Source organism: Spirosoma arboris, assembly GCF_009754945.1.
GTDB classification, from domain to species: Bacteria; Bacteroidota; Bacteroidia; order Cytophagales; family Spirosomataceae; genus Spirosoma; species Spirosoma arboris.
Genome location: NZ_WPIN01000001.1, coordinates 808,614 through 822,008, shown reverse-complemented (window position 1 = coordinate 822,008; position 13,395 = coordinate 808,614). Strand labels below are relative to the sequence as shown.

The following is a 13,395-nucleotide window of genomic DNA, read 5'->3' as shown; positions in this document are numbered from 1 at the left end:
CCTTCTATTTCGTTATGACCATCTTAGTTGTCGATGATGAAGTTGACATTAAAGAGCTGTTTTTACAGCGATTTCGCCGGGAAATCCGTACGCAAGTTCTTCAACTGGCCTTTGCGCTTTCGGCTCAGGAGGCATTAGATTATCTGGATAAACATGGCGGTTTGGAAATACTTATTCTGTCGGATATTAATATGCCGGGAATGAGTGGACTGGAATTACTTCGGCGTGTCCGATCGCAGTATCCGCTGCCTCCTCCTCCTGTCATCATGATGATTACGGCCTATCATGATTCGCCTAACTACCAGCAGGCGATGGCCGACGGAGCCAATGACTTTCTGGGCAAGCCACTAGATTTCAACCTCTTAAAAGAGAAATTGAAGCCGTTTGTAGCTGGTCTATAATTAACCTGACGTAACAAACGTAATGAAAGTTTTAGCCACCCTTTTACTGCTTGTTCTGAGTACTGCTCTTGTTCAGGCGCAGGATTCGACCCTTACGCTGACAAGCCAGATGCTCACGTCGAATCAAAAACAGCTTATTAACCTGTAAATCCAAGATCTTCCAGCCCTTCTTTACCACCAAGCCCACGGGTGAAGGGATTGGGCTTGTCACTGAGCTACGACATCGTTACCAAGGGACATGGAGGAGCGATTGAGATGGAAAGCGTAGAGGGCGAAGGAACGACATTTATTGTAAAATTACCTGTCAGCATTAACTAAAATGAGAAGTTATTTTACTGCCTTTTTTCTTGTTTTTTCCCTCCTGGATTATGTCCATGCTCAAACAGTAGATAGTTCATACAAGGTACAAATTGACAGTCTTCAACACCTATTGAGCAAACGACCTGTCGGTGATACATTGCGAGTGATACAACTTAATAGACTGGCTCAAGCCTGTTTCTATGACTTACAGTTTAAACGGGGTTTGCTGGCAGCAAAAGAAGCCCGTGCTTTAGCCAGAAAATTTAGCTACCTGAAAGGCGAAGGATTGTTTTTGCAAACAATGACTATTTTCCACCTTCACACAAATCTTTACACCCATTATTCCTTACAGACGAAGTGGTTTTTTGACAAGATTTATGACAATGAAAATGTGGTTGACTTTAGATCGAATCCATTTTTCAAAGGAATATTTTTTCCTGCCAAAGATTATGGAAAAGAAATTGCCCAGTTACTTATTGCTGAAAAATACTTTAGGCAAGACTTGGAAATGAGTTCGCATATAGATTATGCTATTGGAGAATATTATTGGGCAAACAAGAAGGCAAATGAAGCCTTAACTTATTTGGAAAAAGCGATACAAGGATTTAAAAAGATTAATCATAGAAATGAAGCGACTATAGGATTGATGCTCAAGCTATATATTTTAGAAAAAGACAACAGATTAAAAGAATCAAAATTAGTTGAAAAAGATATTTATACTAGCATCTTTAGTGCGTCTAATGAGCGTGATAAGGCCTATCTTTTGTTTTACTTAGGAGGTGTTTACTACATGCAAAATAAGATTACGGCTGCAATTGGCCAATCGTTGAAAGCTAACGCTATTCTCGAAAAAATTGATACAAATAGACTTCGTATTTTAAATTTACAGAACCTGGGCCTCTATTTTTCAACGGCTCAGATGTTCAAAAAAGCAATAGAGTACTTAAAAAAGGCAGATCCGCTAATCAGACGATCTGGGCATCAGGATTTTACTACATTTTTTATTTACTATATGTTAGGGTTTTACTCAATCAGATTAAAAGAATTTAAAGAAGCAGAAAAATATATAGAAATTGGGAATGCCATAGGAAAAAAAGTAGGTATTATTGAGAATACATTTAGATATTACGATGCTACAGGGCAGGTCCTGATGAATCAGGGAAAATATCAGGAAGCTTTAATTGATTTTTCTAAAGCAAATGAGTATGTTAATCGAGTGCGTAAAATAACAACAGGAAACTCCTGGATAAATCTCTATATAGCTCGATGCTACCAAAAAACAGACAATTTAATAGAAAGTAATAAATATGCCAAGAAAGCATACGATTTAGTTTCATTAAGGGACGACGGTGATTCGAAGGAAATCAGGTTTCAACTTAATTTGTTGCTCTCCGAAAACTATGAAAAGTCAGGAAAAATTCAGGAAGCATATCGTTATCTAAAAGAATATCAGAAATTAAAATATTTTTTTGAGGAGCAAAATAAAAATAATTACTTAACAGATTTAGAATTACAGGCAATTGTTACAAAAAGCGAGCAAGAAAAAAATCGCCTGGAACAAGCTCGTTTACTTAAGGAAAAAGAAAATCAGAATCAACGCTGGTGGCTATTCAGTATTGCGGCCGCTTTACTTTCAGCCCTGATATTAACGGTAATCCTTTACCGTAATAACCGGCATAAGCAAAAAGCCAATACCCTCCTGCATCGCCAGAAAGAAGAAATAGATTATCAACGAAGCAAAGCCGAGCAAGCTCTCACTGACCTCAAAGCCACTCAGACCCAACTCATTCAAAAAGAGAAACTGGCCAGCCTAGGCGAGCTGACAGCAGGCATTGCCCATGAAATTCAGAACCCGTTGAATTTCGTCAATAATTTCGCCGAGGTGAGTACCGAACTCATTGACGAATTGAAGGAAGGTCCATTTCAGAAATTACCAGACGACGAAAAAGAGTATGCCCAGGAAATCTTGGGGGATCTAACCAGTAACCTCAAAAAGATCAACCACCACGGCGGTCGAGCCAGCAGCATTGTCAAAGGTATGCTCGAACATTCCCGAACCGAATCTGGTGAAAAACGACCCACGGACCTCAACACGTTGGCTGATGAGTACCTTAAAATAGCCTACCACGGATTTAAAGCTAAAAACCAAAGCTTCAACTGCGAATTAATCACTGACTTTGATGCCGACTTGAAACCGGTGGATGTAGCTCCTCAGGAGATTGGGCGAGTGCTCCTGAATCTTTATAACAATGCCTTCTACGCCGTTTCGGAGCGAGCCAAATTACACCCAGAGGACTATCAGCCAATGGTTCAGGTCAGTACCCAGCAGATTGGTCATGGCATCGAGTTTCGGGTTTCCGACAATGGTACGGGCATTCCTGAAACCGTAAAGGCTAAAATTTTTCAGCCCTTTTTCACCACCAAGCCCACGGGCGAGGGCACAGGATTGGGCCTCTCATTGAGTTATGACATTATCACCAAAGGGCATGGGGGAACGCTCACGGTGGAAAGCACTGAAGGCGAAGGGACAGAATTCATTATCACCTTACCGACGACGGTTTAATCAGTCTATTATGAAGCTGACCTTACTTTCTGTTTGGCTATATCTGGTTGTTATGCCTGCTTTTAGTCAGACTGTTTTTCGCATGGATAGCCTGCCTTCCAACGGTGTGGTACTGGATAAAAACTGGAAGTGGCATCTGGGCGATAACCCCAATTGGGCTAATCCTACTTTTGATGATTCCCGCTGGGATACGATCAACCCAACGCAGGATATAGCTTTGGTTCGCCAACTCCCCCAGCAAGGCATTGGCTGGCTACATATTCATCTGCATGTTGCACCCAGACTTCGGGGACAGTTGGTAGGAATACGTTTAGAGCAGGCCGGAGCAACCGAATTCTTTTTAAACGGGAAGCTCTTGCTCCGAAACGGAAAAATAAGTACCCACAAAGACATCCAAGCGGGCAGTATTTGGAGCGATCATACTAGTCAAACGATCCAACTTGAGGCTGATTCTGTGCAGTTTATTGCGATTCGCTATGCTTTTTCAAGAAATAAACTACCGATCAATCGGTATCATTTCGCCTTCTTCAACCTAAGGCTGCAGCCAATCGAAGTAGGAGAAAAAGGCGAATTAAAACAAAGGGTTGAAATCGTTATTGAGGCTGCTCTTTTTGGTGTGTTTCTGTTTTTAGGTCTTTTACAACTGTTGCTTTATGCGGTTTCGACGGTACAACGAACGGCTTTGTTTTTAGGCTTGTTTCTGGTCACCCAGAGTATTGTCCACTTCATGAATTTAGTACGTAATGGCGCTGACAGTTTCTTCTTTACATTAGTTGGAATTACCAATGTTCTTGCCGTTTTTGAGGCTATAACCATTGGTTTTATCGTAGCTATTACCATTTCTACTTTTTATTACCTGCTGGGTATTTATCAGTATTTTGGCCAGCCTAGAAAAACTACCTTTTGGGCAATTGCCTGCATCACGTTTACGACCATTCCGGGGGCGCTCTTTTTAAATTACCCGTATAATTTTCTTTCTCAGTTTATTCCGGGCCTTCTTATTCCCTTTGTTGATATTTTATGGATTGGGATTCTGGCGATCAAGCGAAAGCATCCGGGAGCTAAACTGTTTACCCTTGCTCACAGCCTTGTACTGCTTATTTTTATTAGCTGGACAGTAAGCGTGTTTTTGCCAAATGTTAGTCCATTTCTGTCAGAAAATGTACTTTACCTGTTCAGTATCAGTTTCCTGGCCCTAGCTCTGACTATTTCGCTATTGCTGGCTCAGGAACGGGCTGCTATTAATAAACTCCTTCGCCAACAACTCCTTGATCTGGAAGTGCTTTCCGGGAAAACGATTGCCCAGGAGCAGGAAAAACAACAGATATTATCAACTCAAAACGAACGACTCGAACAGCAGGTCGAAGTGCGCACTGCCGAATTAAATCAGTCGCTTACAGAATTAAAATCCACGCAGACCCAACTCATCCAGAAAGAGAAGCTCGCCAGTCTAGGAGAACTCACGGCGGGCATTGCCCATGAGATTCAAAACCCCTTGAACTTCGTTAACAACTTCTCGGAGGTATCCACCGAGTTGGTCAGCGAACTCCAGGAAGAAGAAACCAAGACTGATCGCGACACCGAACTGATTCAGGAACTGCTCAACGATCTCAGCAGCAATCTCCAAAAAATCAACCACCACGGCGGTCGAGCCAGTAGTATTGTCAAAGGCATGCTCGAACATTCCCGTACCGAATCCGGCGAGAAACGACCTACCGACATCAATGCGTTGGCGGATGAATACCTAAAGATTGCTTATCACGGTCTGAAAGCTAAAAACAAATCCTTCAACTGCGAGCTAGTCACCGACTTTGATCCCACATTGGGTCTAGTAGAGGTAGCTCCTCAAGAGATTGGGCGAGTGTTGCTGAATCTCTATAACAATGCCTTCTATGCCCTTTCGGAAAAGCAAAAAATCACCCCGACCAATTATCAGCCTACTGTCAGCATCAATACCCAACGGAGTGAATCAGGCATAGAAATTCGGGTAAAGGATAACGGAACTGGCATTCCTGAATCCGTAAAGGCTAAGATCTTCCAACCCTTCTTCACCACCAAACCCACGGGCGAAGGGACGGGATTAGGCTTGTCGCTGAGTTACGACATTATCACCAAAGGACACGGCGGAACGCTTACCGTGGAGAGCCAGCCAGGATCGGGAACCGAATTTATCATCCATCTGCCAACCAAAGGCTAACCGATTTAGGCACCAAAATTTGACAACGCATATCCACTGTCCCAAATGGGATAGTTTATGGCCCAAACGGGATAGCCTCCCCTGTTTGGGTTCTTTACTTTTGACTATCCAGTAAGTCATCGCCAATCAGCCTATTCTGTCATCCTCCTACCATGAAAACCTGTTACACCTTCCTCTTTTTTAACCTTTTATGGATAGTGCCCCGGCTGCTTTCGGCACAACCCATCACGTCTTCCCAAATCGACGCACTGGTGCAGCGTACCTTAACTACCTTCGATGTGCCGGGTATCGCGGTGGCTGTCATTAAAGATGGGAAGGTCGTCCACCTGAAAGGCTACGGGGTGCGCTCGCTTAAAACCCACCAGCCTGTCGATGAAAACACACTTTTTGGTATTGCATCCAACTCCAAAGCCTTCACGGCGGCAGCCCTGGGGATACTAATGGACGAAGGAAAACTAAACTGGGACGACAAGGTGATTGATTACATTCCCGAGTTCAGGATGTACAATCCCTACGTAACCGCCGAGTTCACCATTCGGGACTTGCTTACCCATCGCAGCGGTTTAGGTCTTGGCGCGGGAGATTTAACCCTTTTCCCCGATTCGAGCGATTTCACGCCCAAAGACATCATTCGGGCAGTTCGTTACCAAAAACAGATTTCGGGCTTTCGAACCAAATTTGATTACGATAACCTGCTTTACATTGTGGCGGGTGAGGTCATTGAGCGAGTGAGTGGCAAAAGCTGGCCTGAATTCGTGGAAGAGCGGATTATGAAGCCGTTACAAATGAATCACAGCGCAGGTTCGTTCCAACGCTTGGCAGACAAAAGTAACGTCATTGATGCCCACGCACCCGTCAACGGCAAGGTACAGGTGATCAGTCGCTATGCATTCACAATGGGATTTTCGGCAGGCGGCATTAATTCCAGCGTGGCCGATATGAGCCAGTGGGTCATTGCCCAACTCAATAAAGGCAAGTACGGTCCTGGCTTGGGTAAACAACTCTTTAGCGCAAAAGCGCATACGGACATGTGGAGCCCGCAAACTATTTTGCCCGTCAGCCCTACCCCTATCCTTCCCTATAACACGCATTTTTCTGCCTATGGCCTGGGTTGGGGACTGAGCGATGTAAAAGGCTATAAACAGGTAACGCATACGGGCGGGCTACCGGGAAATCTAACGCAGGTTACACTCCTGCCCGAACTCCAGCTCGGTATTCTTGTCTTTACCAATCAGCAATCGGGTGCTGCGTTCAGCGCAGTGACCAACACCATCAAAGACAGCTATATGGGTATTTCCAATACCGACTGGGTCGCCCAGTTTAGCAGTCGGGCAACTAAAGCACAGACCCAGGGGGATAGCATCACCAATACCGTCTGGACTGCCGTTACGGATTTACAAAAAACGAATACGAAGCCAGTCAATTTTTCAGCCTATGCCGGCACCTACCGCGACCCCTGGTTTGGCGATGTGGTATTGAGTCAGGCGGGTGGTAAACTGACTTTCCGGTCGGTACGATCGCCAAAACTTACGGGTGAAGTATTCGCGTATAAGGGTAATACGTTCGTCGTAAAATGGAACGACCGCAGTCTGGATGCCGATGCCTATCTGACGTTTACGCTGGATGACAATCAGAAACCGACCTCGATCAAAATGAAAGCCATCTCGCCCCTCACCGACTTCAGTTTCGATTTTCATGACCTTGATTTACAACGAGTAAAGTAAATTGATATCCTATGCCTCCCTTATCGACCACATCTGTCGCTGGTACTGCTGTGTACCAGCCTGTTGCTCAAACTGAACGCATCCAAACCCTCGACATCCTGCGGGGGGTAGCCTTGCTGGGTATTCTCATCATGAATATCTGGACATTCGGACTAAGCTCGCAGCAATTTGTACGTGGGCTACATGGTGTCAATTATTGGCTCTTTATCGTTATTGATACCCTGTTCGCCGGTAAAATGCGAGCCTTGTTCTCCATGTTATTCGGAGCGGGAGTTGTCCTGTTTCTGATGAAAAAACAGCAACCCGGTCAACTAAACCCCATCGAACTGTTTGTTCGGCGGCAATTGTGGCTGATGGTGTTTGGCGTAATCAACGCTTATATTTTGATCTGGCAGTGGGACATTCTGTTTCATTACGGCATTGTGGGTATCCTGCTGTTTTCGTTCCGGCAGGTTTCGCCCAGAACATTACTGGTGGCAGCTATAGCTGTTGGACTCATTTACAGCGGCAAAAACTACTGGACTTTTGCCGAGCAAAAGACCAAATACGAAAAATACCAGACGGCTATCGCCATTGAGAAGAAGAAGGCCAAACTAACCGCGACGGCGGACCGCGACGCGCAGAAAGACGACAAGGTGGCCTGGGAAGAGTTGCGAAAGAGTTATCAGTATGATTCTAAAGCGGAGAAGGCCGAAATCGCAGCCATGCGCTCCGACTACGCGACGGTATGGGGGTATCGTATTCCCAAAATTCAGAAAATTCAGGCGAACGGCTTCTACCAAATCTGGCTCTGGGACATCGCGTCGATGATGCTATTAGGTATGGCTCTCTTTAAATGGGGCTTTTTTACCAACCAGTTGACAACCCGCCAGTACGCCCTGCTGGCAGTTGGTTGTCTGCTGATCGGACAGGCGATGGCCTGGGGTTCGCTGTCCTCGTATGAGCTTCGCTATACTGACTTTACCCGGTATGTCAGCACCAATGTCCTGCCTGTTTACGGGGTTCTGATGCCCTTTGAGCGGGCGTTTACGGCAGTGGGTTGGGCCAGTCTGGTCGTGTGGATGTACCGCATGGGTATACTTGGCTGGCTCTGGCAGGGACTACGTTCGGTAGGTCAAATGGCGTTTACCAACTACCTCATGCAGTCGGTGATGGGGACGCTGTTTTTCAACGGTTACGGCCTGGGTTATTTCGGGAGTCTGCAATTCTATCAACTCTATTTCGTAGTCGCCGAAATCTGGCTTATTCAGATCGTATTCAGCGTGGTCTGGCTGAAATACTTCCGTTTTGGTCCGCTCGAATGGCTCTGGCGCAGCCTAACCTACGGAAAACGCCAGCCGATGTCACTAACCCCGGCCGCTCCCTCATCTGCAACATCTATTCTCGCCTAACCTTCCTCTTTTTACCAATCTGACTATGGAAACATACACAAGCCTGTCGGGTTTACCAGAAGCCATTGCAACAGGCAATACTACTGACTATCAGGACTCTGGCAAACTCTCTACGCCACGACCCGTTGCCAAAGCCAATCGAATTCAAACCATCGATCTGATTCGGGGTTTTGCCCTGCTGGGGATTTTATTAATGAATATTCCGGGTTTTGGTTTGGGTATGCTATTCTCGACCTTCTACGAATTTGTTCGTCGGGGAGCGGGACCTGATTTTTATACCTGGACTGTCGTATCCACTGGTTTCAGCGGAACCATGCGTGGGCTGTTCTCGATGTTGTTTGGAGCAGGCATGCTGCTGTTCACGATAAATAAATCGGCAGATACAGATGCCACTACTGTTGCCGGGTACTATTACCGTCGGCTACTCTGGTTGATTTTATTTGGTGTCTTCAACGCCTATATCCTGCTCTGGGATGGTGATATTCTGTTTCAGTACGGGCTTTGTGGATTGGTGCTGTATGTGTTTCGTCGGGCCAAACCCATCTGGCTTATTGGCTTGGCACTGCTCTGTGTAGGTATCAATCTTATTCGCCCTGCGGTGTCCTACAGCGAGATACGGGCCAATCGGGCAAGTTATCTGGAAGCGATTCAGCTCGAAAAAGCCCACCAAAAGCCCAGCGAAAAACAGACGGCGGCTAAAGCGGCCTGGGAGAAATATACAAAATCGTTTCAGAAAGATGCCAGGCAAGAAGCGGAGGAGTTAAAGGCCATGCGAGGCACCTACAGCACAGCCTTCGTCCACCGGATTCCTGAAAACAGCTTCTACGAATCGAACTTTGTGTACTTCAACAGCTGGGATTGTTTGCTGATGATGTTTCTGGGCATGGCCCTACTGAAATGGGGCTTCTTTTCTAACCAACTACCCACCTCGACTTACGCACTGACCCTGCTGGTCGGATATGGGTTGGGCTTACCGATCAGTTGGGTTTATGTACAGGGGCGGATCGACCTGCTTCAGCATATTGACGTATTTGTAGACAGCTACCGGGTGAACCCGGCGCAGGTGTATGATCTGCGTCGGATTCTGCTGGCCTTAGGTCATGCCAGTCTACTAATTTTAGTTTACCGGGCCAACATCGTGCCCTGGCTCATGAAGGCCCTGACCGCCGTTGGCCAGATGGCCTTCACCAATTACCTGATGCAGTCGATTATCTGTACGCTGTTCTTCAACGGCTACGGACTGGGCTATTTCGGCAAACTGGCTTACCATGAACTGTTTTATCTGGTAGCCGGGGTGTGGCTGTTTCAACTGATTGCATCGCCCATCTGGCTGCATTATTTCCGATTCGGTCCATTCGAATGGCTCTGGCGCAGTCTGACGTACTGGCAAGCCCAGCCCATGCGCCGTGTGTCGACCCGTTTTTGACTAACTCTCACTATACCTTCCATGCAAACACAACCCCTTATGGTAGCACTGCTACTACCTGTCCTGGCTTTTGCGCAACCGAAATCGAAGAAATTACCTGCTCTCGATCCCGATAAGCAAGCTATCCTCACTGATTTAGACAGGCAATTCTCTAAGTATGCAGCCATCTCCAGGCAGATATGGGATTTTGCGGAAGTGGGTTTTCATGAAAACAAAAGCTCTGCCTTATTACAGGATGAGCTAAAAAAAGCCGGATTCGATGTTAAGACGGAGGTAGCCGGTATGCCTACGGCTTTTGTCGCTACGTTTGGCTCAGGAAAGCCTGTGATTGGCATTTTGGCGGAATTCGATGCTTTACCCGGTTTAGCTACCGACGCTAAGCCCGAGTTTACACCGATTTCAGGACAAAAATATGGGCATGGTTGCGGGCATAATCTCTTTGGAACGGCTTCACTGGCAGCTGCCATCGAACTAAAAGAATGGCTGAAAAAGGAGGGGCGTTCGGGAACGGTCAGGCTCTATGGCTGTCCTGCCGAAGAGAACGGCGAGGGGAAAGTCTATATGGTACGTGAGGGTTTGTTTAACGATGTCGACGTGGCCCTGCATTGGCATCCCACCAGTGTTAATAGTGCCGATCCCTATTCTACATTAGCCCTGATTGCGGCCCGCGTCAGATTTAAAGGCATTGCCGCTCATGCTGCGGCTGCACCTGAGCGGGGCCGGTCGGCATTGGATGGGGTAGAAGCCATGAATTATATGGTTAATCTAATGCGCGAACACATACCCTCCGATGCCCGTGTCCATTACGTCATCACGAAAGGTGGCGAAGCTCCCAATGTAGTTCCTGCTTTCGCCGAAGTCTATTATTATGCTCGTCACAAAGACCGGGAGATATTGAGAAGCATCTGGAAACGGATTGAAAATGCCGCCGAGGGAGCCGCCAAAGGCACCGGAACTCAGGTAGATATTGAGATCGAAGGGGGTGTCTTTAATATGTTGCCCAACGTAACGTTATCTGAATCGGTTTACCAAAATCTGAAAACCGTAGGTGGTATTCACTACACGCCTGACGAAGCGGACTTTGCCCAAAAAATGGCGAACAGCTTGCAGTCAAAAGTAGCCATAAGCGATGCGGAACAAGTCAGCGCGTTTGACCCTTCCTCAGCAATGGCAGCCGATAATAGCTCTACAGATGTTGGGGATGTAAGCTGGGCTGTACCAACCGCCGGATTTGGCACGGCGACCTGGGTGCCGGGTACTTCGCCCCATAGTTGGCAGTCCACGGCAGCAAGCGGCATGAGCATCGGTCAGAAAGGGATGCTCGTAGCGGCAAAAACCATGGCCCTGACAGCCTTGGATTTATATAAAACTCCAGCTCTTATTGAAAAAGCCCGTAAGGAATGGGTAGATCGGCGAGGAGCTAATTTCAACTACGAGTCCTTTATCGGAAATCGTAAACCACCGGTAGATTAGCCAAATGTAAGTATGTCCAATGTATCAGAAATTGCTCAAAACTAATTCCATCCTTCTTGACTTAGTACCATGAAAACTAGCTTGTACCTACTGCTCATCAGCCTTGTACTGACCACCTTTTCGGCTTCGGCCCAGAAACGCAAATCCGTTCCGGCGGATCGCTTTGCCGGATTAGACACTGCTTTCGCACGCGTTCTCACCGACTGGAAAGCCGTCGGGTTTGCAGTCGCCGTGGTCGAGAAAGGCAAGGTCGTTTATGCCAAAGGCTTCGGCTACCGCGATCTGGACAAAAAACTACCCGTTACGCCCAACACGCTGTTTGCCATTGGCTCCTGTACCAAAGCCTTTACGTCATCACTGATCGGGTTGCTCCAGAAAGACGACAAACTCGACCTCGACGAACCCGTCACGAAGTACCTGCCTAATCTGAAGTTTTTTAGTAATGACCTGACCAACAGCATTACCCTCCGCGACATGATGTGCCATCGAACAGGCTTGCCTCGTCATGATTTGTCATGGTATCTGAATCCCACCTCACGCGATAGTTTGGTAAGTCGATTGGCGTATCTGGAGCCATCTCTGCCACTTCGCCAACGTTTTCAGTATAATAACCTCATGTTTGTTACCCAGGGCGTAGTTATTGAAAAATTATCGGGGAAGCCCTGGGAATCCAATGTGCGTGAACGACTGCTGGAGCCGCTGGGCATGAATAGCACCGTATTCTCGGTGACGGACATGACCAAAAACACCGATGCTTCTCTCGGATATGAGGTGATGAAGGATAGTCTAGTCCGAAAAATGGCCTATTACAACATCGACGCGATGGGGCCTGCCGGTAGCATCAACAGCAATGTGCTGGACATGGCCAAGTGGCTAAGTATCTGGACGAACGGCGGCAAGTTGGGCCGTAAAGAAATTTTGCCAGCCGCTTATGTAAATGAAGCGATGAGCTCGCAAATGGCTATTATCGGTGGTTTGCCGAGGAAAGAAATTTCGGGTAATTATTTTTCCAGTTACGGCTTCGGCTGGGGGATTTCTTCCTACAAAGGACATTATCGGGTAGAACATAGTGGAGGAATTGATGGCTTTACATCCTCCACCTCCTTTTTTCCCGCCGACAGCATAGGGATTATTGTATTGTCTAATCAGGATGGTTCGTCGATGCCGCCCATTGTTCGCAATTTCCTAGCCGACCGAGTGTTGGGATTACCTTCTTTTGATTGGAATAAATTCATATTGACGGATGTCAACAAAGCAAAAGCAGCAGAGAAAGAAGCAGCGAAAAAAGCCGTAAGCAACCGGAAAGTCGGCACAAAACGTTCGCACCCATTGGCTGATTATGCTGGAATATACACGAATCCAGGCTATGGAAACTATGCCGTTATTGCCAAAGGCGATTCGTTGTTTTTGCAGACACAGACCCAAAAATGGTGGCTTTCCCATTACCATTACGACATTTTTGACGTCTTTGATACAAGAAGAGGTATTGATACGACGGATAAAGTCCCTTTCCGATTTCAGTTCACAACTGGTTTGACTGGCGACATTGATGGCATCTCCATTACCGGTTTTGAGCCGTCGATCAATAAGCCCTTGGTATTCAGCCGGTACGTACCTGCCAAACAAATAAGCGCGGGCGAGCTAAAAAAATATGTGGGTGAGTATGAGCTAGGCGGGGTTACCATATCAACTGCGCTTCGGAACGACCAAGCCCTCTTTCTGATAGTACCCGGTCAGCCAGAACATGAGTTGGCTTATACCGGCAACCATACGTTTGCGATCAAAAAACTAAGCGGTTATTCAGTTCAGTTCGACACCAACGACAAAGGGGAAATCATTGCCATGACGGCCATACAACCCAATGGCAATTTTAAAGCAACCCGAAAAGCTGCTACGCCAACCACTGAAGCAAAAAACTAA

Annotated in this window: 9 protein-coding genes and 1 pseudogene; all 10 read left to right on the top strand. The window is 46.7% G+C overall.

Annotated features, from left to right (window positions below; translation table 11 throughout):
* Positions 1-14 precede the first annotated feature (14 nt).
* On the top strand, positions 15-401 hold the full coding sequence (locus GO755_RS03285; protein ID WP_157583123.1) for a response regulator: 387 nt from the start codon (positions 15-17) through the stop codon (positions 399-401).
* 22 nt (positions 402-423) lie between these two features.
* Complete coding sequence (locus GO755_RS41765) at positions 424-549, top strand: hypothetical protein (protein WP_262886976.1); 126 nt, start codon at positions 424-426, stop codon at positions 547-549.
* Positions 548-719 (top strand): annotated as a pseudogene (locus tag GO755_RS41320) (ATP-binding protein); the annotation flags it as partial. The gene GO755_RS41765 and the pseudogene GO755_RS41320, both read left to right, overlap by 2 nt.
* Position 720: 1 nt before the next feature.
* The gene (locus tag GO755_RS03275; protein WP_227686844.1) at positions 721-3,264 is read left to right on the top strand and encodes an ATP-binding protein; all 2,544 of its coding nucleotides are present in this window, start codon (positions 721-723) and stop codon (positions 3,262-3,264) included.
* Positions 3,167-5,461 (top strand): ATP-binding protein, encoded by a 2,295-nt coding sequence (locus GO755_RS03270; protein WP_198174738.1) that lies wholly within the window; start codon positions 3,167-3,169, stop codon positions 5,459-5,461. Before GO755_RS03275 ends, GO755_RS03270 begins: the two co-directional genes overlap by 98 nt.
* A gap of 152 nt (positions 5,462-5,613) precedes the next feature.
* Positions 5,614-7,185: a serine hydrolase gene (locus GO755_RS03265; RefSeq protein WP_157583122.1), complete on the top strand. Its 1,572-nt coding sequence runs from the start codon at positions 5,614-5,616 to the stop codon at positions 7,183-7,185.
* Between the two features lie 11 nt (positions 7,186-7,196).
* Complete coding sequence (locus tag GO755_RS03260) at positions 7,197-8,576, top strand: DUF418 domain-containing protein (protein ID WP_157583121.1); 1,380 nt, start codon at positions 7,197-7,199, stop codon at positions 8,574-8,576.
* Positions 8,577-8,601: 25 nt separating this feature from the next.
* A complete protein-coding gene (locus tag GO755_RS03255) occupies positions 8,602-10,002 on the top strand; it encodes a DUF418 domain-containing protein (RefSeq protein WP_157583120.1) in 1,401 nt (466 codons plus the stop codon).
* Positions 10,003-10,023: 21 nt separating this feature from the next.
* A complete protein-coding gene (locus GO755_RS03250) occupies positions 10,024-11,475 on the top strand; it encodes an amidohydrolase (protein WP_157583119.1) in 1,452 nt (483 codons plus the stop codon).
* A 69-nt stretch (positions 11,476-11,544) separates the two neighbouring features.
* Positions 11,545-13,395: a serine hydrolase gene (locus GO755_RS03245; protein ID WP_157583118.1), complete on the top strand. Its 1,851-nt coding sequence runs from the start codon at positions 11,545-11,547 to the stop codon at positions 13,393-13,395.

Excerpts from the sequence above, each read along its gene's own strand:
- GO755_RS03250 (WP_157583119.1), top strand. The coding sequence starts at position 10,024 with ATGCAAACACAACCCCTTATGGTAGCACTGCTACTACCTGTCCTGGCT.
- GO755_RS03270 (WP_198174738.1), top strand. The coding sequence starts at position 3,167 with ATGACATTATCACCAAAGGGCATGGGGGAACGCTCACGGTGGAAAGCA.
- GO755_RS03260 (WP_157583121.1), top strand. The coding sequence starts at position 7,197 with ATGCCTCCCTTATCGACCACATCTGTCGCTGGTACTGCTGTGTACCAG.
- GO755_RS41765 (WP_262886976.1), top strand. The coding sequence starts at position 424 with ATGAAAGTTTTAGCCACCCTTTTACTGCTTGTTCTGAGTACTGCTCTT.
- GO755_RS03265 (WP_157583122.1), top strand. The coding sequence starts at position 5,614 with ATGAAAACCTGTTACACCTTCCTCTTTTTTAACCTTTTATGGATAGTG.
- GO755_RS03255 (WP_157583120.1), top strand. The coding sequence starts at position 8,602 with ATGGAAACATACACAAGCCTGTCGGGTTTACCAGAAGCCATTGCAACA.
- GO755_RS03285 (WP_157583123.1), top strand. The coding sequence starts at position 15 with ATGACCATCTTAGTTGTCGATGATGAAGTTGACATTAAAGAGCTGTTT.
- GO755_RS03275 (WP_227686844.1), top strand. The coding sequence starts at position 721 with ATGAGAAGTTATTTTACTGCCTTTTTTCTTGTTTTTTCCCTCCTGGAT.
- GO755_RS03245 (WP_157583118.1), top strand. The coding sequence starts at position 11,545 with ATGAAAACTAGCTTGTACCTACTGCTCATCAGCCTTGTACTGACCACC.